This window comes from Herbaspirillum huttiense (genome assembly GCF_047300815.1).
GTDB classification, from domain to species: domain Bacteria; phylum Pseudomonadota; class Gammaproteobacteria; order Burkholderiales; family Burkholderiaceae_D; genus Herbaspirillum; species Herbaspirillum huttiense_A.
Genome location: NZ_CP178608.1, coordinates 2,386,064 through 2,410,499 on the forward strand (window position 1 = coordinate 2,386,064; position 24,436 = coordinate 2,410,499).

Consider the following 24,436-nt stretch of genomic DNA (forward strand, 5'->3'; position numbering starts at 1 on the left):
CTGGCGCTGGTAGAATCGCAGCCTGCATTCATTTCCTGTTGAACCATGCCCGTCCGCGTCCAGACTGCCGATTTCGATCTTTCCACTGAAGTGGCCCAGTTGCGCCTGGCCAATCCGCGCGTCGGCGCCGTAGTCAGTTTCGTGGGCACCGTGCGCGATCTCAACGATGGCGCGGCGGTCTCGGAGATGGAACTGGAACATTATCCGGCCATGACCGAGCGTGCCCTGGAGCAGATCGTGGAACAAGCCAAGGCACGCTGGCCCATCTTCGATGCGCTGGTGATTCATCGCGTCGGCCCGATGCAGCCGCGCGAGCAGATCGTGCTGGTGGCGGTGACTTCACCGCATCGGGGCGAAGCCTTTGCCGCCTGCGAATTCATCATGGATTACCTCAAGACCCAGGCCCCGTTCTGGAAGAAAGAACAAACGCCTGACGGTGCCCGCTGGGTCGATGCCCGCGAGAGCGACGACACGGCGCTGGCCAAGTGGGCGCAATAAGTCAGCATCGCCCGGGACACTGATCCCGGCGACGCCATCAACGGCACACAGGGGGATTTTCGTCTTGCCATTCACTTTCCGCTTTCCCCGTATCCCGGGTCTGCCCACGACGGCCACGGCACCGTTCTGTCCTTCCGAAGTTGCCGGTACCGTCAACGTGCCGCGTGGTGCTTCTGTTTGGCAGAAGCTGCGCATCTACGTCGGCCCCGGGCTGCTGGTGTCGATCGGCTACATGGATCCGGGCAACTGGGCCACGTCCATCCAGGCGGGTTCGCAGTTCGGTTATCAGCTGCTGTTCGTTGTGATGCTCTCCAGCCTGGCTGCCATCGTGCTGCAATGCCTGTGCGCGCGGCTGGGCATCGCTACCGGCAAGGATCTGGCGGTGCATTCGCGCGAGCACTATCCGCCGGCCGTGGGCAAGGGCATGTGGGTGCTGGCCGAACTTTCCATCATCGCCTGCGACCTGGCCGAGGTGCTGGGCTGCGCGCTGGCCTTCAACCTGCTGCTGGGGGTGTCGTTGCCGGTGGGCGTGCTGCTGACCGCGCTGGATACGCTGATCGTGCTGGGCTTGAAGGGCAGGGGATTCCGTCAGGTCGAAGCCATCATCCTGGGCCTGGTCATCACCATCGCTGCCTGCCTGCTGGCGCAACTGGCTTTCGTCAAGGCGGACTGGCATGAGGTGATGCAGGGTTTCGTCCCCTCGCTGCAGGCCATTTCCAGCCGCGAACCGCTGTATCTGGCCATCGGCATCATCGGGGCCACGGTGATGCCGCACAATCTCTACCTGCATTCCTCCATCGTCCAGACCCGCAGCGTGCAGCGCGATCCGGCCTCGCTGCTGGAGGCGGTGCGCTATACGCGGGTCGATACCACGGTGTCGCTGCTGATCGCCATGGTCATCAACGCCACCATCCTGATCCTGGCGGCCTCGGCCTTCCACAAGAGCGGCAATACGCAGGTTGCCGAGCTCGATCAGGCCTACCACCTGCTGGACCCGATCACCGGGTCGGCCATGGCGGCCATTCTGTTTGGCGTGGGCTTGTTCGCTTCCGGACAGAGTTCGACTTTCACCGGCACCATTGCCGGACAGGTCATCATGGAAGGTTTCCTGAAACTGAAGATTCCTTGCTGGCAGCGCCGCGTCATCACCCGCGCGCTGGCCCTGGTGCCGGCGCTGATCGGCGTGCTCACGCTGGGACCGCACTCGGTAGGCAAGCTGCTGGTCGCCAGCCAGGTGGTGCTGTCGCTGCAGCTGCCCTTTGCCATGTATCCGCTGATCCGCCTCACCAGCCGCCGCGATCTGATGGGCGACCTGGTCAACCGCTGGTGGGTGAGCGCATTGGCCTGGCTGCTCTTCGTGACCATTTCGGCGGCCAATGTGTGGCTGGTGTGGCAGGTGTTTGCGGACTGAAAAAGGTCTACTTCCACACCAAACTATCACTATTAGTCAATTTTTCGTCGCTAATAGTGATATTAAAGTGAGGAAATGATGATTTTCCGCTCAATTTCAATTGAGGCTGTTTGGCAGAATTCCCCTGTGCGCATTGACTGGGCTGCCATCAACCCAAAAGCGCTCTGAATGGACAAACGCTTCAAGCCCCTGAGCGCCATCGAGCAGATGGAAAAGCGCCGCGCGATGAACTGGCTGCCGATCCCACGTTGCCGGTGCCGGCCGTGGTTCGCAAGATCCGCACCACCTTGCGTCTGACCATCGCCGAATATGCCAAGGTATGCGGCGTATCGGCCCGCACCCTGCAGGACATCGAACGGGGTGCGTCCAGTCCCACCCTGGCCACGGCCGACAAGCTGCTCAAGCCGGTCGGCATGTGCGTCGGCGCCGTCATGCGCAAGCGTCCGTAAAAAAAAGGCGACCTGTCACCAGGTCGCCTCATCGTTTCATCTCATTGCAACGTCATCAATTCTTTGCCACCGCCTGCTGCTTGCCGCTGCCCGGCTCCAGCACCACCGTGCAGGTCAGCCCCGAGGCCAGCAAGACGTTTTCCGGCACCTTGTCCAGGTGAATGCGCACCGGGATGCGCTGGGCCAGGCGTACCCAGTTGAAGGTCGGGTTGACGTCGGCCGTCAGTTCGCGGCTCTGCGGGTTGTCGCGGTCATAGATGCCGCGGGCGATGCTGTCGACGTGGCCTTCCATGGAGGCGCCGTTGATCAGCTGGATCTTGGCGCGGTCGCCGATGGACAGGAGCGGCAGCTTGGTTTCTTCGAAGTAGGCATAGACCCAGAAGGAATGGCTGTCGATCACCGCGATCTTGGCTGCACCGGCGGCCGCATAGTCGCCCCGGCGCACGCTCAGGTTGGTGATGTAGCCATCCACGGGCGAGAAGACCTTGGTGCGTTCCAGGTTCAGCTTGGCCGTGTCCCGCTGCGACAACGCGGCCTGGTATTGCGCCTGCGCTCCCTGGAATTGGGCCTGGGCGGCTTCCAGCTGGGCTTGCGAGGCGGTGACCTGGCTGCCGGCATCTTCGCGGGCTTCGCGCGAAACCACCAGCGCATCCACATCGGCACGGCGGCGGGCTTGCGCACGGCGCATGTTCAGGTCGGCACGGCGCGCTTCCACTTCCGCCTTGCGCACATCCAGATCGGCCTTGCGGGCCGTGACGGCAGCCTCCGCCTGCTGCAGCGCCAGCGTGTAGCGGGCCGGGTCGATTTCCATCAGCAGGTCGCCTTTCTTGACCAGCTGGTTGTCACGTACCGGCAAGGCCACCACCTGGCCCGAGACATCGGGGGCGATATTGACCACGTCGGCGCGCACGCGGCCGTCACGGGTCCAGGGCGAATGCATGTAGTGCTGCCACAGGCTCCAGGCCAGCAGGATGGCCAGCAGGAAGATGGCCGTGGTGATGAGAACGCGGAAGATCGATTTGACCGGCATGATGAACTACTCCTGATTGTTTCTTTATCTTTTCGTAAGGGATGAGTACGCAAGCAATGGCGGTGCGCTAGCGATACACCGCTAGCCCCAGCAAGGCCGCCAGGCAGACGAACAGGCTGACCCGGAACAAGGCAGGGTGCCAGGTCAGCTCGTAGAAGCCGAAGCGCACCAGCACGCGGTCGGCCAGCATGGCCAGCACGGCGGCTACCACCGCCAGCAGCAGGACGGTCGGAATATAGGCGTCGAAGAAGGAAATCTCACGTGGCATGGCGGGCTCCCGTTGTGTTGTTCTGGCCCCCGGCGCGCATGGTGTGCAGCGGTGATTGCTCGTCCAGCAGGGCGGTACGGATGAAATGCAGGTAACTCAAGGTGCGCTGCAGGCGATGGCGTTCGCTGCGCTCGCGGTAATGCGGGCCGATGGCGGCCTGGACTTCGGCGATGGTGGCATCGTTGGCGGCCAGCGCAGTGGCCAGGGTGGCCGCCGAAGGCCGGGCAAAGAGTGCCGGGATGGCCTCGCGCAGCCGGTCCAGGGCGGCGTAGGCCGGGGGCGGCAACAGATCCGGCGTTTCGGTGCGGATGCCGTGCAATTCGCTGCGCAGTTCGATGATGGCGTGGCCCACTTCCAGCGTGGCAAACATCCAGCCCAGCGCCTTCTGGCGCAGCAGCGGGCGGCTGCTGGTGAACATGGTGATCTGGTGCATCAGGTCGCGGGTGCCGCTTTCGAACTTCAAGGCCAGATGAGCCAGCTTGCCGAAGCAGGCATCGACCACTTGTTTGCGCAACTGCTTTTCCAGCACGCGCACGGTCCAGTCGGTGGTCGGCGGCAAGAGCAGCATGAAGGCGACCGCTGTCACGATCAGCGACACCACCAGCGCCACGGACTCGTTCAGATAACCGGCCGCATTGAAGTGTGCAAAATTGTCCGGCACCGCCAGGAAGGGGAAGAAAATGCAGATTCCCAGGCCGTAACCTGCATAAGCGGGACGGGTCGTCAGGTAGACGGCCAGCATCAGTACCGGCATCAGCGCGCTGGCCAGCATCCAGTAGCCATCCAGGCGCGGCAGGATATGGAAGGTATAGAAGTAGCCGGCTACCGCCGCAAACAGCACGCCGATGGCTACCGTGCGGGTCGCCTTGGCCGGATCGGGCGCGGCCGAGGTAATGGCGCAGAAGGCCGCTGCATTGAGCACGGCCACGTCGCCGCTGGGCCAGCCGCTGACGATCCAGAACGCGGCCAGGGCCAGCATCACGATGGCGGCGCGGGCACCGGCGATCAAGGCGGTGGTCATGCTGGTCTTGGGCGCATAGGAGTGCTCCCATTGCTCGCGCTCGTGGTGGCGCTGGGTCAGCGAGGCATAGGTCAGCGTGTAGGCGTGCAGTTCCTCAATGACGCGATAGAGCAGTTCAGAGGCCGTATCGAAGTCCAGCATGGCGCTGTCGCTCTGGCACTGCTCGGAGAGCGTATTGCGCGTGGCCCGCACGCGGCGCGGCAGTTCAAGCTTGTAGGCATCCAGCTTCAGGGCCGCGTCGGCGGCGTCCAGCGCACTCATGACCGGCTCGCCGCTGGCGCGGGTGAGCAGGGGCTGCACTTCGCGGTAGTAGGGAGAAATGGCTTCGATCACCACCCGGGCACTCGGCGCCGGATTGTCGTGCAAGCGGTTCATCAGCTGGTGCAGCGCATGCACGCGGGTCGACAAGGCCATGAACTCGCTGTTCATGCGGGAGAGACGGCCACTGCGCAGGCGCACTTCGGGATCCTCGAAGATGGCCGAGCTGCGCATGGCCTCCAGGCCGATGATGTCGCCCACGAAGCGGGCATTGGTGGCTTCGAGCTGCTTGCGGTCGGCGGTGCCGCCCAGCGTCGCGCTGATCAGGTCGACGAAGGCGGTGAAGCGGCCGCGGATGATGCGCACCAGCCCGGGGGCGCTGGCCTGCGGCAACACCAATGCGCTGACCAGGCCCACGCAGACGATGCCGACCATGATCTCGCTGACCCGCGTCATCACCGAATCGAAGGTGACGGCAGGGTGCAGGGCCGAGGGCAGGCCGATCAGGGCCACCGTATAGCCGGAGAGCACGAAGCCATAGGAACGGAAATTTCGGTTATGGGCCGAGCCCACGGTACACAGCCCGATCCACAGCGCCGAGGCCAGCAGGAACAGTTCCGGGGTCTGGGCAAACAGGCCGACGAAGACCACCACGGCGGCCGAACCGACCAGCGTACCGATGACGCGATAGAAGCTCTTGGCCAGGATCATGCCGCTTTGCGGCTGCATGACGATGAACACGGTAATGAGCGCCGAGCGCGGCGACTCCAGGTCCAGGCCATAACCGATGCCCAGCGCCAGCAAGCCGGCAAAGACCATTTTGAAGACATAGACCCAGGTCGGCGCATCGCTGCGCCACCAGTCGGTGGCGGCCTCGCGCAACTGGGCTTTGATGGAAAGGGCAGGGGTATTCATTTTGCCGCCACCTTGGCCGGTGCTTCATCCTCGATGCCGCCGCCCAGTGCGGTCTGCAGGGCGGCAAAGGCAGACAGGCGCTGTGCCTGCAATTGCTGCACGATCTGTTGCTGGCGCAGCCATTGGGTCTGCGCCTGCAGGATGTTGAGATAGTCGGTCAGGCCACGCTGGTAGGCGCGGGTGGCGATGTCGACGTTTTTCTGCGCCGCCTGCACCGATTCCTGTGCCTGCTTCTGCTGGCGCGCCACCGACTGCAGGGTCACGACCTGGTCGGAGATGCCTTTCAAGGCTTGCGAGAGCAGGGCGTTGTAGTGCTCCACCTCGATGTCATAGCCGGCACTGGCTGCACCCAGCTGGCCACGCAGGCGTCCGCCCTCGAAAATGGGCAGCGAGATCGCCGGACCATAGGTGGTTTGCAGGTTGGGGGCGGAGAGGAACGAGAACAGCCCGCCGCCAGCCGCTGCCGGGCCAATGCCGGCCAGCAGGTTGATGTTGGGATAGAAGGCCGCCTTGGCCACCGAGATCCCCTTGGCAGCCGCTTCCACGCGCCAGCGAGCGGCGCTGATGTCGGGGCGGCGGCCCACCAGGTCGGCCGGCAGTGCGCTGGGCAGGCCCAGGGCGGTCTGCAATTGCATGGCTGGCCGCGTGATGCCGTCGGCGGCACCGGGGCCGGCGCCCAGCAGCGCGGCCAGCTGATTGCGGATCAGGGCAATGTTTTCCTGCAGGGCTTCCATCTGGCGGCGGGTTTCCGGCAGGGGGGATTCGGCCTGGGTGATTTCCAGCTGGGTACCGAGGCCGCCCTTGAAGCGGCGCTGGGCCAGGTCGAGGATCTTCTGTTCTTCCTTGAGCATGGCCTCGGTGTTGTCCAGCAGGCCGTACTGCAGCGCCAGTTGCACGTAGGTGCGCACCACATTGCCTTCCAGGTCAAGCTGGGCGGCACGGGCGTCGGCGGCCACGGCGTGCATTTCATCCTCGGCACGCAGGGTGGTGTTCTTGTTGCGGTCCCACAGGTCGACGTTATAGGAAAGACCCAGGGTCGCGGTATTGTTCCAGGTCAGCTTGTCGCGGAAGGCCGCGCCGTAATAGACGTTGTCGGACCAGTCCTTGCGGCCCACCGACACATCCAGCTGGGCACTGGGCAATTCACCGGCATGGGCGACGACGGCCATCGACTGCGCCTGGCGCACACGGGCGGCGGCTACCGCCATGCTCGGGTTGCCGGCCACGGCCCGGGTCACCAGCTGGTTCAGTTGCGCATCGCCATACGCTTGCCACCAGGCGCGCTGCGGCCAGCCGGCTTGGCTGGCCGCCTGGCGGATGGCCTGGCCGGCGTCGAGCACGGCCACGTCGCGCACCTGCGCCTGCGGCTGGATGCCGCCCTGGTCGGCACAACCGGCCATTGTCAGCGAGAGCGCAACGACGGTCAGTGCGGGCAGCTTGGAGAAGGCGATACGTGTCATGGAATTACCCAAAAATGTGCAAATATCAGAAGTAACGTATTCTATTTTGTAATTATTTCAAAAAAAATACGGTATTTCGCAAAGGTTTATATCGGATTTGGTAATAATCATTGCTTCGTTCTGGGTAACAATGCTGGCATGGCGCATTGCGTCTGTTGCAGGCCGTTGTGGTTGGTGGAGGCCTGTGCCTTGTTAGAGTGATAGGAAGAGGATGGATACCCTGCAAAACATGCGCGTCTTCGCGCGCGTGGTGGAAGCCGGCAGTTTTACCCAGGCAGCCCAGCAAATGAGCCTGACTACGGCGCACGTCTCGCGGGCTGTGGCCGACCTGGAGCGGCATCTGCGCACCCGGTTGATGAACCGTACCACGCGCCGCATCGCCCTGACCGAAGCGGGCGAGCGATATTTGCTGCGTTGCCAGCAGATCATGGCCTATGTCGATGAAGCCGAGGCCGAAGCCAGCGCCGCCTATGTCAAACCCTCGGGCCGCCTGCGCATCCACGCCATGACCAGCCTGGGCCAGCGCTACGTCATCCCGTCCATTTCCGGCTACCACAAGCGCTACCCGGACGTGGCCGTGGAACTGACCCTGGCCCAGCGCATTCCGGACATGCTCGAAGAAGGCTATGACGTCTCCCTGGTGGTGGCGCGCGAGCTGCCGGACTCGGGGCTGATCTACCGTCAGCTCGGCAGTACCTTCAGCCTGCTGTGCGCCTCGCCGGCTTACCTGGACAAATACGGCCTGCCACAGCAGCCCTCCGATCTGCTCAATCACGCCTGCCTGCAATTGGTCAGTCCCATTTCACCGCTGGTCGAATGGGTGCTGGAAGGGCCGGAAGGCGAGGCCGTCGTCGCCGTCAGGAGCAACTTCCAGGTCAACGTGGCCGAGGCCATGCTCACCGCCATCCGCGAGGGCATGGGCATCGGTGTGCTGCCCATCTATTCGGCTGTAGATGCCTTGCGCGCCGGCACCATCGCGCGGGTGCTGCCGCAACATCGCTTGCAGACCATGGGGGTCTATGCGCTGTATCCTTCCCGCCAGTACCTGGATGCCAAGATCAGCACCTGGGTCGACTGGATGCACGAAACAGTGGACCGGACCTTGCAGGAAGACCATCAGGCGCTGGCCCGCCTGGGCAGCCTGCGCGAGGAAATGCAGGGCCTGGCCGCACGCAGCGGGCCGCTGGCCTGATCAATCAAGGGGAATGCCATGGGATGGCTGGCAGTAGGAATGGGAGCAGCACTGGGCGCCTGGCTGCGCTGGCGCATCTCCGTAGTGTGGAATATCCAGGGGCACTTCGTCCCGCTCGGTACGCTGGCGGCCAACTGGATCGGCGCTTACGTCATTGGATTGCTGGTCGCCTATTTCGAGCAGCATCCGGCGCTGGCGCCGGAATGGCGCCTGTTTGCCGTCACCGGGTTCCTGGGCGGGCTGACCACCTTCTCGACCTTCTCGGCCGAAGCCATGATCCTCTTGCAGCGGGGCGACTACCTGTGGGCCATCGGGCACTCGGGCCTGCATCTGCTGGGCTCCATCGTCCTTTGTGTTGCCGGGTTTGCAAGCTATCGCGCCTTGGCCGGATGAGCACTTGGCGTGACCTGATGCAGATCAAACCGGGCGGCACGATCATTGCTTGAAAATCGCAGGCGCTGGCCCAACTTTCATCTCATTGAAAAATTGGAGCGAACCATGCGTCTCGACAAACTCACCACCAAATTGCAGGAAGCGCTGGCCGATGCGCAATCCCAAGCCGTCGGCCACGACAATCAATATATCGAACCTGTTCACCTCATCCTGGCACTGCTGAACCAGGATGACGGCGGCGCGCGCTCGCTGTTGCAGCGCGCTGGCGTGAATGTGAACGGTCTTTCCAGTGCCTTGCAGGCGGCCGTCAAGCGCCTGCCACAGGTGTCCGGCAATGGCGGCGAGGTGCAGGTCGGCCGCGAGCTGGTGGCCCTGCTGAACCTGGCCGACAAGGAAGCGCAAAAGCACGGCGACCAGTTCGTCGCCAGCGAAATGGTGCTGCTGGGCCTGGCCGACGACAAGTCCGACGCCGGCCGCGCTGCCCGTGACAACGGCCTCACCCGCAAGGCGCTGGAAGCGGCCATCAAGGCCGTGCGCGGCGGCGCTTCCGTGTCCTCCCAGCAGGACGAAGGCCAGCGTGAAGCCCTCAAAAAGTACACCCTGGACCTGACCGAGCGCGCCCGCGCCGGCAAGCTCGATCCGGTGATCGGCCGCGACGATGAAATCCGCCGCGCCATCCAGGTATTGCAACGCCGCAGCAAGAACAATCCGGTGCTCATCGGCGAACCCGGCGTGGGCAAGACCGCCATCGTCGAAGGCCTGGCCCAGCGCATCGTCAACGGTGAAGTGCCGGACAGCCTCAAGTCCAAGCGTGTCCTGTCGCTGGACATGGCCGCCTTGCTGGCCGGTGCCAAGTACCGCGGCGAATTCGAGGAGCGGCTCAAGGCCGTCCTCAAGGAAATCGCCCAGGATGAAGGCCAGACCATCGTCTTCATCGATGAGCTGCACACCATGGTCGGTGCCGGCAAGGCCGAAGGTGCCATGGATGCCGGCAACATGTTGAAGCCGGCCCTGGCCCGCGGCGAACTGCATTGCGTGGGCGCGACCACCCTGGATGAATATCGCCAGTACATCGAGAAGGATGCGGCGCTGGAGCGCCGCTTCCAGAAGATTCTGGTGGATGAGCCCAGCGTGGAAGCCACCATCGCCATCCTGCGCGGCCTGCAGGAAAAGTACGAAGTGCACCACGGCGTGGACATCACCGACCCGGCCATCGTGGCCGCTGCCGAGCTGTCGCACCGCTACATCACCGATCGCTTCCTGCCGGACAAAGCCATCGACCTGATCGACGAAGCAGCTTCCAAGATCAAGATCGAGATCGACTCCAAGCCGGAAGTCATGGACAAGCTCGACCGCCGCCTGATCCAGTTGAAGATCGAGCGCGAAGCCGTCAAGCGCGAGAAGGACGAAGCCTCGCAGAAGCGCCTGCAGTTGATCGAGGAAGAAATCGAGAAGCTCGAGCGTGAATACGCCGACCTGGAAGAAATCTGGAAAGCGGAAAAATCGACCGCCCAGGGCGGCCAGCAGTTGAAGGAAGAAATCGAGAAGGTGCGCCTGCAGATGGAAGAGGCCACCCGCAAGAGTGACTGGCAGAAGGTGTCCGAGCTGAAGTACGGCAAGCTGGCCGAGCTGGAAGCCGCCCTGGAGGTGCAGAACAAGAAGGATGCCGCCGGCGTCAAGAGCGAGAAGCCCAAGCTGGTCCGTACCCAGGTGGGTGCCGAGGAAATTGCCGAGATCGTCGCGCGCGCCACCGGCATCCCGGTCTCGCGCATGATGCAGGGCGAGCGCGAAAAACTGCTGCACATGGAAGACGTGCTGCATGAACGCGTGGTCGGCCAGGAAGAGGCCATCGTGGCCGTGTCCGACGCCATCCGCCGTTCGCGTGCCGGTTTGGGCGACCCCAGCAAGCCGTACGGATCCTTCATGTTCCTGGGCCCGACCGGCGTGGGCAAGACCGAGCTGTGCAAGGCGCTGGCCTCTTACCTCTTCGATACCGAAGAAGCCATGATCCGCATCGACATGAGCGAATTCATGGAGAAGCACTCGGTAGCGCGCCTCATCGGCGCGCCGCCGGGGTATGTCGGTTACGAAGAGGGCGGTTACCTGACCGAGGCCGTGCGTCGCAAGCCCTACAGCGTGATCCTGCTCGATGAAATCGAGAAGGCGCACCCGGATGTCTTCAACGTGCTGCTGCAGGTGCTCGATGATGGCCGCATGACCGATGGCCAGGGTCGTACCGTGGACTTCAAGAACACCGTGATCGTGATGACTTCCAACCTGGGTTCGCACAAGATCCAGAGCATGGAAGACAGTGATCCGGCACTGGTGAAGCTGGCGGTGATGGCCGAGGTGCGCACGCACTTCCGCCCGGAATTCGTCAACCGGGTCGACGAGATCGTGGTCTTCCACGCGCTGGACGCCAAGAACATCGGCGCCATCGCCAAGATCCAGCTGCGCATCCTGGAGCAGCGCCTGGCCAAGCTCGATATCGGCCTGCAGATCAGCGAGGCCGGCTTGCAGAAGATCGCCGAGGCTGGTTTCGATCCGGTCTATGGCGCTCGTCCGCTGAAGCGCGCCATCCAGCAGGAGATCGAGAATCCGCTGTCCAAGCAGATCCTGGCGGGCAAGTTCGGTCCCAAGGATGTGGTGCAGGTAGAAGTGCAGAACGGCCAGCTGGCCTTCAGCAAGGCCTGATCAGCGGGCAGGTGAAATCCCGGTCAGAGATAGGCCTGGCCGGGAAAGCGGCGGGAACATGTGTTCATGTCCCGCCGCTTTTTTACGTCCTTTGTGGAGAGGAAGTGCAGGTCCCGGCCTGGTTTGCGTGCATTCGTCCACAAAAGTTGTAATACATTTAAAATAATTGACGAATTTTCACTAAACCGCGCCCAGCGCGGATCTTGGAAGGGTTGCTGGCTGCGGTTTCTTTCGCCGCATTGCAAAAAACGCTCCCCAAGAGAGGGCGAATGTGATATTTACTTCACCCAAGGGGGACGCGCCACAACTACAGAAGACCGGTGCGCCATCGACAAGGGGCGCAAGCCCCGACAGCAATCCCAAGGCGGTACTGCATTGCCTGGCAGCAAGGAATTCATGGTCTATTCGGTGATAAAGGGTCAGCGCGTGGCGCAAGGAAGCAGGGACTCATGGCACGGCAGGGGGCGATTCTGAAGCAATCGTCCTTGCAACGGCTATTCATTTTGCCGTTCATTTTCCTGATGGTTTGCCTGGTGCTGACCATCGGCTGGTTTCTTTATCGCGCAGGCGATGACGCCACCGAGGTCTTGGCGCGCAATGCCCTGACCGAAGTGATGGGGCGCGTCAGCCAGGCCATCACCCGCCAGACCATGGGCGCCCGCGAAACCTTGAACGTGGTGGCGCCGCAGCCGGTGCCGCCGGCCGAGGCCGGCCAGGCGCCGGCCACCCTGCCTTTCCCGAAGGGCCGCAAGGAGCTTGAAGAGCGCCTGTGGTTGGCCAATTCGCTCTTCGATGAACCCAGCTACGTCTACTTTGGCGGCGCCGACGGCAGCTTCCTGGGCATCAAGCAGGAGCAGCCCAGCGTCTTCATGTACAGCGTGCGTGAGCCCGGGCAGAAAAACTTCGTCTATTACCTGCGCGGGCCCGGTACCGAAATGAAGCTGGTCGCCGAGCAGGACTACGAACCGCGCAAGCGCCCATGGTATGTGCAGGCAGTGCAGCAGGGCCGCGAGACCTGGTCCCCGGTTTATATCGATTACCGCGTCAAGAACATCGTCGGCATAAATCTCTCCAAGCCCATCTTCGATGCTGACGGCGCCCTGCTGGGCGTGGCCAACAGCAGCATCGGCCTGCAGCAGCTGACCACGCTGCTGCACCAGGTACCGCTGTCGGCCCACGGCGTGGCCTTCGTCACCGAGATGAAGGGTGACATGGTGGCCACCTCCCTGGATGAACCCATCTACCAGGCCGGCGAGCAGGGCAGCGAGCCGCTGCGGCTCAATGCCGCCCAGAGCCGGTCGCCCATGGTGCAGCAGGCCTTCGACGAAGTGCGTCGCTATCTCGGCACGCACAGCGCCGAGCCCGACAAGCTGGTGCTGCTCGGTTCGCGCAGCCAGGGCAGCAAGATTGAAGTGGCGTTCCGCCTGCATCGCGACCCGGCCGGACTCGAATGGTTGGCCATCAGCACGGCGCCGCGCTCGGACTTCCTGGGCTCGGTCACCAGCGGCGTCTACCAGACGCTGATCCTGGGCTTGCTGGCGGTGTGCCTGACCTTCGTGATCGGTTTCCTGCTGCTGCGCTGGGTGCTGCGCGATATCCGCAAGCTGACCCTGGCGGCCAAGAGCATTGGCAATGGCAGCCCGTTCCCGGCGCTCAATATCGATCGCAACGATGAAATCGGCCAGCTCGCGCAAAGCTTCGTGGAGATGGAGCGCAACCTGCGCACCGACCGCCTCACCAATGTCCTGAACCGCGATTCGCTGATCGCGCAGATCGACTTCCGCCGCCGCAACAGTTCGCAAGCCGTGCCGCTGCATTTCGCCTTGCTCTTCATCGACCTGGATCGCTTCAAGGCGGTCAACGACGAATACGGCCATGACGAGGGCGACAAGGTGCTCGTCGCCATTGCCGAGCGTTTGCAGCACAGCCTGCGCCACGATGATTCGGTGGCGCGTTTCGGCGGTGACGAGTTCGTGGTCTACCTGCATGGCGTGACCGAGATGGAGGTGGCCCGCAGCATCGCCGACAAGATCCGCCATGCGGTCAACAAGCCCATCGAGGGGCGTGATGGCCAGCAGTACACGGTCGATGCCTCGGTCGGGGTATCGCTCTATCCGGACGACGGGCTGGATGTGGAAACCTTGCTGCGGGTGGCCGATTCACGTATGTTCGACCAGAAGCGCCTGCATCGCATCCTGTCGGTGTGAAGTTTCCTTCAGCAGCCCCCCTGACCCATCATCGAACGCCCGGAGAACCCCATGACCCTTGCCAGCTTTGCCACCTGCGACCTGTGCGACGCCAACGAAGACAAGCTGGCCGCTGGCACGCTGCATGTGCTGCCGCCGATCTTCGCCTCCTTCGGCCGCAAGCAGGTCTTTGCCGGTCCGGCGCGTACGCTCAAGGTCTTCGAAGACAACGTGCTGGTGCGCAAGACCCTGGAAACCCCGGGCAACGGCCACGTACTGGTGGTCGATGGGGGTGGCAGCCTGCGTTGCGCCCTGGTCGGCGGCAACCTGGCACAGCTGGCGCAGGACAATGGGTGGGCCGGTATCCTGGTCAATGGCTGCGTGCGCGATGCGGCCGAACTCAATGCCTGCGAGGTCGGCATCCGGGCGCTGGCGACCCATCCGCAGCGCAGCTTCCGCAAGGGTGCGGGGGATGCGGATATCAAGGTCGGCATTGCTGGCGTGGCCGTGCATCCGGGTGACTGGATCTACGCCGACGTGGATGGGGTGCTGGTCTCGCGCACCGCGCTTTGAACGTTTTCCTTCACCTTCGCTAGCAAGCACTCCAGCCCGCCGCGTGCGGGCTTTTGTTTGGGCGTGGAGAGCCGCTCAGTCCGCGGTCTTGCGCAGCACCCGGTCGATGGCCTCGGTCTGGCTGACAATTTCCTTCAAATCCTGGTTCAGCAGGCTGGTACGGCGGCGCAGGTTGTCCCAGCCGGACCAGGCGCTGGCCTCGGCCGGCATCGGTTCCGGCGTGACCGGGCCGATCAGTTCGATCTTGCCGGACAGGGCCTTGTCCTCGGCCGCCTCCGGCGACACCACCACGGCACCGCCACGCTTTCTCGGCTTGGGCGCCAGCAGGCGCTGGGCTTCGGCCAGGTGCTGGCTGGCTTCCAGGTAGGTCTCCTCGATCAGCCTGGCCACCGCACTTTGCGGCATGTTTTCCTGATGCCGGCGCAGCATCAGGCGCAGGGCGGCGATGTGGGCGGCCACCAGGTAGTTCTGCACGATGAAGCGGTTCAGCTCACGCACCGCACGCTGCTTGGTGGCCGGTTCGTCCATCATGCGCACCAGCGCCGAGATGAGCGCGGCCAGGCTGTCCATGAAACCTTTGCGGCAGACCCGGTAGAAGAAATCATCCTTGACCTTGCCTTCCAGCAGATCGCGGCTGGCCGTGAGATAGCGCTGGCTGGACTTGAGCACATTGCGCAGCAGCTTGGGCAGGTCGCGGTACTCCCAGGCCGGAAGCACGTAGCTGAAGACGGTGGCGATGGCCACACCGATGAGGGTATCGATGAGCCGCTCGCCGATCACGCCCTGGTGACCGGCCGGTACCAGCAGGTTGAGCAGCATCAGGATCTGCACCGACGCTGCAATGGCCGTGTAGCGGTACTTGATGTAGGTGAAGGCGGGGGCCGCCACGCTGGCGGCAAACAGCACCGCCAGCTGGCCCGGCGGGTTGTGCACGAAGCGCAGGATCAGCATGGTGATCAGGCAGCCGATCACGGTGCCGATCAGGCGGTCCGCCATGCGCTGCTTGGTGGCGCTGAAATTGGGCTTCAAGATGATGACGATGGTCAGCACGATCCAGTAGCCGTGCGCCATGTAGGGCAGCAGCCCGGCGATCCACAGGCCCGTGGTCACCGCCAGTGCCACCCGGATGGCAAAGCGGAAGATCGGCGACTGCCAGCGCAGGTTCACCAGCAGCATGTTGAACTTGAATTTCTGCTGGGTCAGGAAGGGGGTCATGTCCGAACCCGGCAGGATGGGTAGGGGATCGACCGGGTTCTGCGTGGCCTGGTGCACCTGGCCGATGAATTCGATGATGTCGCGGATCTTGTTGTAGGTCACGCGCAGCAGCGTGAGCGCTTCCTGCGAGGCCTGGCGCGGACCGGGCCGGGCCAGTTCCTGCATCTCGAACTGCACCGCGCGCAGCTCGGCCTTGTAGTTCACGCTGGGTTCGGAGGCCTTCTTGCGGGTGATCGCATAGGCGATCGATTCGATATCCTGCGCCGCCTTGGTGGCCAGGTCGCGCAGGAAGATCATCACATCGGTCTCGCCGAAGTGCTGGCGCAGGAAGGCGTAATCAGCGTGGGTGGAGAGCACCTGTTCATACAGTTCCAGCATCGACAGGTGCACCTGCACCAGCAGGCCATCCTGCTTGGTATGCAGGTCGCGCAGGATCAGGTCGCGCGAGGCCTGCTGCTTGTCGGCCACCACGATCTGCTGGCGCACCAGCTGGTTGAACTGGCTGGCCAGGTCGTGCTTGACGTCGTAGAAGTCAGCCTTGATGCGCAGGTAGCGCGCCAGCTCGAAGAGCGCCTCGGCCAGCACCTGCTGCTTGATGCGGCGGCGCAGGAACCACGACACCGCCATCGAATAAGCCAGATAGCCCAGCCCGCCGCCCAGGAACAGGCCAGCATGCAGGAAGGCGTCGGCAATGGGGACCTGGTTTTCCATCGACAGGGTCATCACCATGAGCGCGGCGAACTGCAGCGGCATGGTCTTCTTGCCGTAGACCACCATCATGCTGGCGAAGAAGCTCACCACCACCATCATCGCGCTGACCAGCCACGGCACCGGCGCACAGAGGCTAATGACCAGCATCACCACCGTGCAGAGCAGCACCCCGGCCAGCATCTCGTTGAACTTGTGGCGCAGCGGGCTGGGCAGGTCCATCAGGCTGGTACAGAGTGCCCCCAGGAAGACCGTCATCGTGGTCGGCATGTCGGCCACGTTGAACACCAGCAGGGTCAGGCCGACCACCCCGATCGCGATCCGCACACCCGTATAGAAATAATGACTGAAGAGGAAGGTGCGAATGTCCAGGGCGTAATGCATGTAGACAGGGGCGGCGTTGCATCGCCGCTTTGGAATGAGTTAGGCGCTTATTCTCTGCCTTCTTTTGCAATTAGACAACCAGACTGCATCGGTAAGACAAAAGCAGTTCTGGCGGCGGCAAGATGACGGAAAAAGCGTGCTTCGGGGACTTTGGCGCGGCAACGGTTGCTGTAGATGCCTTCATCAAAGATCGCTTTCCTATGAACGATGTGCGTGCAAGAGGTTTCATTTCATCGATTTTTTACGATACGAAATCTTCATTTCGTATGGTGAAAAGTGCCGGTGCGCTGCATCAAAATTGTTTTTCATTCTCCGGATTTTCGTTTCGTATCGCAAAATCACGCTCGTAAGTAACTGTTTTTATTGATATAAAAATTTTACAGATATCTTATATAAGACATTGTTGCTCCGCTTCGCCAGGCCTACTATGAAGTCATGGAATCAACGATTTCATCCGGTTTCAAGCCACTTCATATTGACCAACAAGGAGATCCACATGAGCACACGTGAACAGCAAATCCAGGCCCTGGAACGCGACTGGGCAGAGAACCCCCGCTGGAAGGGCATCAAGCGCAACTACAGCGCTGCCGACGTGGTCCGCCTGCGCGGCTCGCTGCAAGTCGAGCACACCATCGCCAAGCGCGGTGCCGACAAGCTCTGGAACCTGGTCCACGATGAGCCCTTCGTCAACGCCCTGGGCGCCCTGACCGGCAACCAGGCCATGCAGCAGGTCAAGGCCGGCCTGAAGGCCATCTACCTGTCCGGCTGGCAAGTCGCCGGCGACGCCAACCTGGCCGGTGAAATGTATCCCGACCAGTCGCTGTACCCGGCCAACTCGGTGCCGATGGTGGTCAAGCGCATCAACAACACTTTCGCCCGTGCCGACCAGATCCAGTGGTCCGAAGGCCGTGACGACATCGACTTCTTCGCGCCCATCGTGGCCGACGCCGAAGCCGGTTTCGGTGGCGTCCTGAATGCCTTCGAACTGATGAAGTCGATGATCGAAGCCGGTGCGGCCGGCGTGCACTTCGAAGACCAGTTGGCCTCGGTCAAGAAGTGCGGCCACATGGGGGGCAAGGTGCTGGTGCCGACCCGCGAAGCCTGTGAAAAGCTCAACGCCGCTCGCCTGGCTGCCGACGTCATGGGCACCAAGACCCTGGTGATCGCCCGTACCGATGCCGAAGCCGCCGACCTGCTGACCTCCGACGTGGACGCCAACGACAAGCCCTTCCTGTCGGGTGAGCGCACCGTGGAAGGCTTCTTCAAGACCCATCCGGGCATCGACCAGGCGATCTCGCGTGGCCTGGCCTATGCCGAGTATGCGGACATGGTCTGGTGCGAAACCGGCAAGCCCGACCTGGCCTTTGCCAAGACCTTCGCCGAAGCCATCCACGCCAAGTTCCCTGGCAAGCTGCTGGCCTACAACTGCTCGCCGTCCTTCAACTGGAAGAAGAACCTGGACGACGCCACCATCGCCAAGTTCCAGCGCGAACTGGGCGCCATGGGCTACAAGTTCCAGTTCATCACGCTGGCCGGTTTCCATGCGCTGAACTACTCGATGTTCAACCTGGCGCACGGCTATGCCCGCAACCAGATGTCGGCCTTCGTGGAACTGCAGGAAGCCGAATTCGCCGCCGCCTCCAAGGGCTTCACGGCGGTCAAGCACCAGCGCGAAGTCGGCACCGGCTACTTCGACGCCGTGACCCAGGCCATCCAGCAAGGCCAGTCGTCGACCACGGCCCTGCACGGTTCGACCGAAGATGAACAATTCTTCGACGACAAGGCCAAGAAGGCGGCCTGAGCCAGGACCATGCCGAAGTTCGAGTGAATGTGTGTGATGTAACGCCGGCCCGCATCCTTGCGCGGGCCGGCGGGGAGATCCCCGAAATTGATGCCGCACTCCACAAGAGTGCGGTTTTTTTTCGTCCGTCTCCCGGACATCAGGCGGCCAGGATCAGGGACGATGCAGTCGGCCGTCGCGCAGTTCGAACACCGTCTGCCCCAGTGCTTCCACATCGGCCGGGTCATGGGTGATGAGCAGCATCGGTACTTGCAGACGGCTCTGCAGCTCGGCCAGCTCGTTGCGCATGCGCTGGCGCAGGGACAGATCCAGTGCGGAGAAGGGTTCATCCAGCAAGAGCATGTCGGGTTCGGCCACCAGCGCGCGCGCCAGCGCCACCCGCTGCCGCTGGCCGCCGGAAATCTGCGCCGGGCGGCTGTGGGCGATGGCCTCCAGTTCAAAGGCCTGCAGCCACTGGCGCACGGCCGGATGTCCGGCCGGGCGGCGCAGGTTGACGCTGCCGCGTGCCAGGCCGAAGGCGATGTTCTGCGCCACCGTCAGATGCGGGAAGAGGGCGTAGTCCTGGAACAGGTAGGCGACGTTGCGCTCCTGCACGCGGACATCGATGCCTTGCGCGCTGTCGAAGAGCGTGCGGCCCTGTATGCGGATGTGGCCGCTGTCAGGACGCATCAAGCCTGCGATGGCCTTGAGGGTCAGGCTCTTGCCCGAACCCGACGGGCCGTAGAGCACGATGCGCTGGCTGTCGGAGGCCAGAGTGAGGTCGAGCGAAAAGACGCGATCAGCAGCGCGCAGCTCTTTCTGGAGGTGGAGTTCGACGCTCACGTAATCGTTCAGGTGTCAGTTGGCAGGAGGGGAAGGTGAAGCAATCTTACCGGAGCGGCAGCTGTGCGCGATCCGGCATCAGGCGCCCGGCCACCATCAGCAGCACGATGCAGGTGATCGAGGTCACCACGACCAGGAAGGTAGCCGCCCCATCGTCCCCCGCCTGCACGGCTTCGTAGATGGCCACCGACAAAGTTTGCGTGCGTCCCGGCAGGTTGCCGGCCACCATCAGGGTGGCACCGAATTCCCCGAGGGCGCGGGCGAAGGCCAGAAGCACACCCGCCATGATCCCGCGCGTGGCCAGCGGCAGGCTGACCCGGAAGAACACCCCGGCTTCGGACACGCCCAGCACGCGGGCGGCATCTTCCAGCTGATGATCCACGCTCTCGAAGGCCGCCCGCGCCGCCTTGAGCACCAGCGGAAAGGCCACCACGGTAGAAGCCAGCACCGCGCCCTGCCAGGTGAAGACCAGCTGGATGCCCAGGCTCTCCAGCCAGGCCCCGAAGGTGCCGCGCCGGCCGAACAGCACCAGCAGGTAATAGCCCAGCACTGTCGGCGGCAGCACCAGCGGGAGAGTGAGGATCGAATCGATGAAGTCGCGCAGCGGCGAGCGCCAGCGCGACAGCCCCCAGGCGGCGCCCACGCCCAGCAGCAGGTTGAGCAGGGTCGCCAGCCCTGCGACCTTGAGCGAGAGCAGCAGGGGAGTCCAGACCGGATGCATCAGGCGCGCCGCGTCAAGCGATCAGGGCTTCTGGAAGCCATAGCGGGCCAGCACCGCCTGCCCGCTGGCCGACAGTACGTGCGCCACGAACTGCGCGGCCAGTGCCGGCTGCCTCGTGCCGGCGGTCACCGCGATGGGATAGGTAGCCGGGGTGGTGGAGGGGATGCGCAGGGCGACCTTGACCTTCTCCGGCATGACCGCCGCATCGGTGGCAAAGACGAAGCCGGCATCGACTTCGCCGCGTGCCACGTAATCCAGGCTGGTGCGGACGTTCTCGGCCATCACACCCTTGGCCTGCACTTGCGTCCACAGTCCGGCCTGCTCCAGCGCGGCCTTGGTGTAGCGGCCGAAGGGGACGGAGGCCGGATTGCCCAGGGCGATGCGCTGGTAGCCAGCGCCGGTGAGGTCCGCCAGTGCTGCCGGTTGCAACTTGGCGTCGTGCGGCACGATTACCACGATCTGGTTGGCGGCGAAATTCTTGCGGGTGGAGGAATCGACGGCTTTTTCGGCGGCGGCTTTATCCATGGCGGTCTGGTCAGCCGAGGCGAAAACATCGGCCGGTGCGCCGCGCACGATCTGCTGCATGAGGATGTCAGAAGCGCCGAAGTTGGTAATGACCTTCACACCCGGATGCTGTTGCTCGAAGTTTTGGGCCAGTTCCTTGAAGGCATTGGTGAGACTGGCTGCGGCTGACACCACCAGGTCGGCGGCTTGCACGCTGGTAGTGGCCAACAGCATCGTGGCGGCACAAGCGGCACCCAGAGCGGCTTTCAGGCGGGCGGTCTTTAGCATCGTGCAGTCCTTGGTCGCGATAAATGAAGAAAAGAGCAAAAAAGCAGAAGCCCGGCAGGTCGGCGAAATATACGCAAGGATATAACGAACGTCAATTGCGTGCAGCCGTCTGGCCGCAGCGGACTGCCCACTAGGGCCTGTTCACATTTAATCTGCGAGTGCGAGAGGTCGCCAAGCGTTGTCTGCCTAGGCGCGGCGACGCGCCGTGGTGGTGCCACGGCAAGGAGCTGCAACAACGGCAGGCGACGCTTGGCGGCCTCTCCCGGAGGGTTGCCCCCAGAAGGCGCGCTGGCCGCGTTGCACGTCAGGGCTGGTGGCACCACCACCAGCCCTGACGCGCGCCTTGCCAGCCCGCCTTCTGGGGGCAACGCATCTCGCAGATTAAATGTGAACAGACCCTTGTACAATCACGCGCATGACTGATTCCAAGACCCTACGAGTGCGCGTGATGCAGGGCGAGACGATTGCCTTCGGCCCGGGGAAGGCCGACCTGCTGCAGGCGATTGCACAAACCGGATCGATTTCCGGGGCGGCGCGCGAGATGGAGATGTCCTATCGCCGCGCCTGGCTGCTGGTGGAGGAGATGAACCGCTGCTTCGCCAGCCCGCTGGTGGCCACGGCCACGGGCGGCGCGCGCGGGGGCGGGGCCGCCGTCACCGAGCTGGGGCAGGAAGTGCTGGCGCGCTATCGCCGCATGCAGAAAAAGGCGGCGGCCAGCATCGCCGCCGATCTCGGGCATCTGCAGGGCTTGATGAGCGCGGCCCATCCGGAGGGCGAAGACGACCATGCATGAGCTGTGGATCAAGTACCGGCTGCGGGTCCTCAATGCCTGCCGCGTTTCCGAAAATCATTCCATGCTGCTGTGGGGCGCGCTGGCCGGCTTCGTCGGGGCGCTGGCCACGATCGCCTTCCGCGAATGCATCGCCCTGCTGCAGATCTGGCTGACCGGGCATGATGGCAGCTTCGTCGATATCGCCAAGGGCTTGTCCTGGCCGGTGCGGGTGCTGCTGCCGACCTGCGGCGGCGTGATCGCCGGCCTGTTCCTGGTGTGGGCCAAGCGCACCCCGGCCGGCAACGGCGGCGACTATATGGAAGCGGTGGCCATCGGCGATGGGGCCATTCCGGTGCGCAATACGCTGTTGCGCAGCATTTCTTCACTGGCCTCGATTGCCTCGGGCGGCTCCATCGGGCGAGAGGGCCCGATGGTGCAGCTCTCGGCACTGTGCGCCTCGCTGGTGGGCAAGTTTTCGCACTTTCCTTCATCTCGCCTGCGGCTGCTGGTGGCCTGCGGGGCCGCCGCCGGCATTACCTCGGCCTACAACGCGCCCATTGCGGGCGCTTTCTTCATTACGGAGATTGTGCTCGGCTCGCTGGTGATGGAAAGCTTCGGCCCGGTGGTGGTGGCCTCGGTGGTGGCCAACATCACCATGCGCGAGCTGCCGGGTTATCGCGCCGCCTACGAGATGCCGTATTTCCCCGAGATCGGTGGCTGGGAAGTGCTGCTGTTCGTGGTGCTGGGCGTGCTGGCCGGCATCCTGGCGCCGCAGTTCCTGCGGGTGCTGGAACTGGGCAAGCAGGGTTTCGGCAAGTTCAGGTTGCCGCTGCCGGTGCGCCTGGGGGTGGGCGGGTTGCTGGTGGGGCTGATTTCCATCGAAGTGCCGGAGGTCTGGGGCAATGGCTACAGCCTGGTCAATTCGTTGCTCCATACCACCTGGCTGTGGCAGGCCGTGCTGATGGTGCTGGTGGTCAAGGTGCTGGCCACCGCCATCACGGTCGGTTCGGGTGCAGTGGGCGGGATCTTTACGCCTACGCTCTTCGTCGGCGCGGCGGTGGGTTACCTGTTCGGCGATACCGCGCAGGCCTTGCTGCCGTTCCACATGTCGCAGCCCTTCGCCTATGCCATGGTGGGCATGGGCGCCTTTCTGGCGGCCGCCTCCTATGCGCCGCTGATGGCGATCCTGATGATCTTCGAGATGACCCTGAGCTACCAGGTGGTGCTGCCGCTGATGCTGTCCTGCGTGGTGGCCTATGTGGTGGCGCGCAGTACGGACGGGCGCTCGATGTACGAGATCACCCTCAAGCGCCACCGCGACAACGAAGAACGGCTGCGCCTGCGCGGCACCCACATGAGCGACCTGATCCGCCCGGCCGACACGGTACTCACCGAGACGGCCAGCCTGGAGGAGGTCAGCGCGCTGTTCCTGAAATACCCGGTCAAGTACGTCTACATCGTCGATGCCCATGAGCGCTACCAGGGCGTGGTGGCCTTGCAGGACATCACTTCCTGGCTGCTGGACAAGAAGGAACCTGCAGGCCGGGTCGCCCGGGACTTCCTGCGGCCGCATTTCCTGCATGAAGTCACGCCCGACATGTCCCTGGGCGAGGCGCTGCAGCTGTTCCTCGATCACCAGGGGGAGCGCCTGCCCGTCATCGCCAGTGCAGAAGACCCGCGCCTGTTGGGGGTGGTCTTCAAGACCTCGCTGCTGGATGCCTATTTCCGCCTGGATCGCGCCGGAAACTGAGGGCAGGCAAGGCCGCAGACTCGCTCTTTGTACGCGCTGGCGCCGCCGTCGTTTGTAACAATGGCGGAGGTGTCCGACAACTGCTCACTTATCCTTGATAAAATGCGAAACATTCCACCTCAACGGTGGCCGTGGCGCAAAGTTCATGCGAGCGGCTGTGCCACCCGATTTCAACCCCCCATCCTAGAAGTGAATTTTCCATGCTGAGTTATCGCCACGCTTTCCACGCCGGCAACCACGCCGATGTCCTGAAGCACATGGTGATCATCCAGTTGATGCGCTATCTCGGGCAGAAAGACCCTGCCTACATGGTCATCGACACCCATGCCGGCGCAGGCGTCTATGCGCTGGATGGAGATTACGCCAGCAAGAACGCCGAATATGAAACCGGCATCGCCAAGCTGTGGGACCGCAAGGACCTGCCGGCGATGGTGAAGGAATATGTCGACCTGGTCAGGTCGCTCAATCCCAGCGGCAAGATGCGTTACTACCCCGGCTCTCCCTACTGCGCCGAGAAGACCATGCGCGAGCAGGATCGCCTGCGCCTGTTCGAAATGCACCCCAGCGAAGTGAAGGTGCTGGAAGATAATTTCCGCAAGCTCGAAGCCCACGCCGCCGCCCAGGGCCAGCGCCCGGCCGCACGCGGCAAACGGGTGATGGTGTACCGGGGCGACGGTTTCCAGGGCCTCAAGGCCTTGCTGCCGCCGCCGTCGCGCCGCGGCCTGGTGCTCATCGATCCGCCCTACGAAGACAAGCGCGACTACACCCACGTGGCCCAGGTGCTGGCCGATGCGCTCACGCGCTTCCCGACGGGCACCTATGCGGTGTGGTACCCGGTCCTGCATCGCAACGAATCGCGCCAGCTGCCCGAACGCCTCAAACGCCTGGGCGCCAAGAGCTGGCTCAACGTCACGCTGGCCATCCATGGCCCGGCGCCGGATGGTTTTGGACTGCACAACAGCGGCATGTTCATCCTCAACCCGCCCTGGACGCTGGAAGCCCAGTTGAAGGAAGTCATGCCCTACCTGATCGAGGTGCTGGGTGTGGACGACACTGCGGAGTATTTGCTCGAATCCGGCGAAAATTGAGGCAGGCAAGAGCGGGTTTGTGAGTATTTGTGAAT

Annotated in this window: 21 protein-coding genes; 13 read left to right on the plus strand and 8 right to left on the minus strand. The window is 63.4% G+C overall.

Annotated elements, in window-relative coordinates:
* Positions 1 to 45 precede the first annotated feature (45 nt).
* From moaE to ACLRDN_RS11090, 3 genes are all read left to right on the plus strand, one after another.
* Positions 46 to 498 carry a molybdopterin synthase catalytic subunit MoaE gene (moaE, locus tag ACLRDN_RS11080; RefSeq protein ID WP_121039821.1) on the plus strand — a complete coding sequence of 151 codons (453 nt, stop codon included), beginning with the start codon at positions 46 to 48 and terminating at the stop codon, positions 496 to 498.
* A gap of 64 nt (positions 499 to 562) precedes the next feature.
* The gene (locus tag ACLRDN_RS11085) at positions 563 to 1,909 is read left to right on the plus strand and encodes an Nramp family divalent metal transporter (protein WP_039788388.1); all 1,347 of its coding nucleotides are present in this window, start codon (positions 563 to 565) and stop codon (positions 1,907 to 1,909) included.
* Between the two features lie 263 nt (positions 1,910 to 2,172).
* Entirely contained in the window at positions 2,173 to 2,358 is a 186-nt protein-coding gene (locus ACLRDN_RS11090) for a helix-turn-helix domain-containing protein (RefSeq protein WP_413460055.1), read from the plus strand.
* Positions 2,359 to 2,413: 55 nt separating this feature from the next.
* Here ACLRDN_RS11090 and ACLRDN_RS11095 read toward each other — a convergent pair whose 3' ends face one another.
* From ACLRDN_RS11095 to ACLRDN_RS11110, 4 genes are all read right to left on the minus strand, one after another.
* Positions 2,414 to 3,388 carry an HlyD family secretion protein gene (locus ACLRDN_RS11095; protein WP_134222228.1) on the minus strand — a complete coding sequence of 325 codons (975 nt, stop codon included), beginning with the start codon at positions 3,386 to 3,388 and terminating at the stop codon, positions 2,414 to 2,416.
* A 67-nt stretch (positions 3,389 to 3,455) separates the two neighbouring features.
* On the minus strand, positions 3,456 to 3,656 hold the full coding sequence (locus ACLRDN_RS11100; protein WP_088753796.1) for a DUF1656 domain-containing protein: 201 nt from the start codon (positions 3,654 to 3,656) through the stop codon (positions 3,456 to 3,458).
* A complete protein-coding gene (locus tag ACLRDN_RS11105; RefSeq protein ID WP_413460056.1) occupies positions 3,646 to 5,850 on the minus strand; it encodes an FUSC family protein in 2,205 nt (734 codons plus the stop codon). The genes ACLRDN_RS11100 and ACLRDN_RS11105 overlap by 11 nt, the downstream gene beginning before the upstream one ends.
* A complete protein-coding gene (locus ACLRDN_RS11110) occupies positions 5,847 to 7,310 on the minus strand; it encodes an efflux transporter outer membrane subunit (RefSeq protein ID WP_413460057.1) in 1,464 nt (487 codons plus the stop codon). The genes ACLRDN_RS11105 and ACLRDN_RS11110 overlap by 4 nt, the downstream gene beginning before the upstream one ends.
* Positions 7,311 to 7,521: 211 nt before the next feature.
* Here ACLRDN_RS11110 and ACLRDN_RS11115 point away from each other — a divergent pair, with 211 nt between their 5' ends.
* From ACLRDN_RS11115 to rraA, 5 genes are all read left to right on the plus strand, one after another.
* A complete protein-coding gene (locus ACLRDN_RS11115) occupies positions 7,522 to 8,502 on the plus strand; it encodes a LysR family transcriptional regulator (protein WP_413460058.1) in 981 nt (326 codons plus the stop codon).
* Between the two features lie 18 nt (positions 8,503 to 8,520).
* Complete coding sequence (gene crcB / locus ACLRDN_RS11120) at positions 8,521 to 8,895, plus strand: fluoride efflux transporter CrcB (RefSeq protein ID WP_413460059.1); 375 nt, start codon at positions 8,521 to 8,523, stop codon at positions 8,893 to 8,895.
* Positions 8,896 to 9,000: 105 nt separating this feature from the next.
* Complete coding sequence (gene clpB, locus ACLRDN_RS11125) at positions 9,001 to 11,589, plus strand: ATP-dependent chaperone ClpB (protein WP_413460060.1); 2,589 nt, start codon at positions 9,001 to 9,003, stop codon at positions 11,587 to 11,589.
* A 521-nt stretch (positions 11,590 to 12,110) separates the two neighbouring features.
* Positions 12,111 to 13,796 carry a diguanylate cyclase gene (locus ACLRDN_RS11130; protein ID WP_413460383.1) on the plus strand — a complete coding sequence of 562 codons (1,686 nt, stop codon included), beginning with the start codon at positions 12,111 to 12,113 and terminating at the stop codon, positions 13,794 to 13,796.
* A 51-nt stretch (positions 13,797 to 13,847) separates the two neighbouring features.
* Complete coding sequence (gene rraA / locus ACLRDN_RS11135) at positions 13,848 to 14,348, plus strand: ribonuclease E activity regulator RraA (RefSeq protein WP_413460061.1); 501 nt, start codon at positions 13,848 to 13,850, stop codon at positions 14,346 to 14,348.
* Positions 14,349 to 14,423: 75 nt separating this feature from the next.
* Here the strand turns inward: rraA and ACLRDN_RS11140 are convergent, their stop codons facing one another.
* On the minus strand, positions 14,424 to 16,655 hold the full coding sequence (locus tag ACLRDN_RS11140) for an FUSC family membrane protein (RefSeq protein WP_413460062.1): 2,232 nt from the start codon (positions 16,653 to 16,655) through the stop codon (positions 14,424 to 14,426).
* Positions 16,656 to 16,777: 122 nt separating this feature from the next.
* Here ACLRDN_RS11140 and ACLRDN_RS11145 point away from each other — a divergent pair, with 122 nt between their 5' ends.
* The gene (locus ACLRDN_RS11145) at positions 16,778 to 17,005 is read left to right on the plus strand and encodes a hypothetical protein (RefSeq protein ID WP_413460063.1); all 228 of its coding nucleotides are present in this window, start codon (positions 16,778 to 16,780) and stop codon (positions 17,003 to 17,005) included.
* 146 nt (positions 17,006 to 17,151) lie between these two features.
* Positions 17,152 to 18,456, plus strand: coding sequence for an isocitrate lyase (aceA, locus tag ACLRDN_RS11150; protein ID WP_413460064.1), 1,305 nt, complete (start codon positions 17,152 to 17,154; stop codon positions 18,454 to 18,456).
* Between the two features lie 153 nt (positions 18,457 to 18,609).
* Here the strand turns inward: aceA and ACLRDN_RS11155 are convergent, their stop codons facing one another.
* From ACLRDN_RS11155 to modA, 3 genes are read right to left on the minus strand one after another with little or no spacing between them, the layout of a single operon-like run.
* Positions 18,610 to 19,278, minus strand: a complete 669-nt coding sequence (locus ACLRDN_RS11155; RefSeq protein ID WP_413460065.1) for an ATP-binding cassette domain-containing protein — start codon at positions 19,276 to 19,278, stop codon at positions 18,610 to 18,612.
* A 46-nt stretch (positions 19,279 to 19,324) separates the two neighbouring features.
* Positions 19,325 to 19,999, minus strand: a complete 675-nt coding sequence (gene modB / locus ACLRDN_RS11160) for a molybdate ABC transporter permease subunit (RefSeq protein ID WP_413460066.1) — start codon at positions 19,997 to 19,999, stop codon at positions 19,325 to 19,327.
* Positions 20,000 to 20,020: 21 nt separating this feature from the next.
* Complete coding sequence (gene modA, locus ACLRDN_RS11165) at positions 20,021 to 20,791, minus strand: molybdate ABC transporter substrate-binding protein (protein WP_413460067.1); 771 nt, start codon at positions 20,789 to 20,791, stop codon at positions 20,021 to 20,023.
* Between the two features lie 415 nt (positions 20,792 to 21,206).
* Here modA and ACLRDN_RS11170 point away from each other — a divergent pair, with 415 nt between their 5' ends.
* The 3 genes from ACLRDN_RS11170 (at position 21,207) to ACLRDN_RS11180 (ending at position 24,401) form a co-directional block, all read left to right on the plus strand.
* Positions 21,207 to 21,584: a winged helix-turn-helix domain-containing protein gene (locus tag ACLRDN_RS11170; protein ID WP_413460068.1), complete on the plus strand. Its 378-nt coding sequence runs from the start codon at positions 21,207 to 21,209 to the stop codon at positions 21,582 to 21,584.
* Positions 21,577 to 23,313 (plus strand): ClcB-like voltage-gated chloride channel protein, encoded by a 1,737-nt coding sequence (locus tag ACLRDN_RS11175; protein ID WP_413460069.1) that lies wholly within the window; start codon positions 21,577 to 21,579, stop codon positions 23,311 to 23,313. The genes ACLRDN_RS11170 and ACLRDN_RS11175 overlap by 8 nt, the downstream gene beginning before the upstream one ends.
* A 200-nt stretch (positions 23,314 to 23,513) precedes the next feature.
* Positions 23,514 to 24,401 (plus strand): 23S rRNA (adenine(2030)-N(6))-methyltransferase RlmJ, encoded by an 888-nt coding sequence (locus ACLRDN_RS11180; protein WP_413460070.1) that lies wholly within the window; start codon positions 23,514 to 23,516, stop codon positions 24,399 to 24,401.
* Positions 24,402 to 24,436 lie beyond the last annotated feature (35 nt).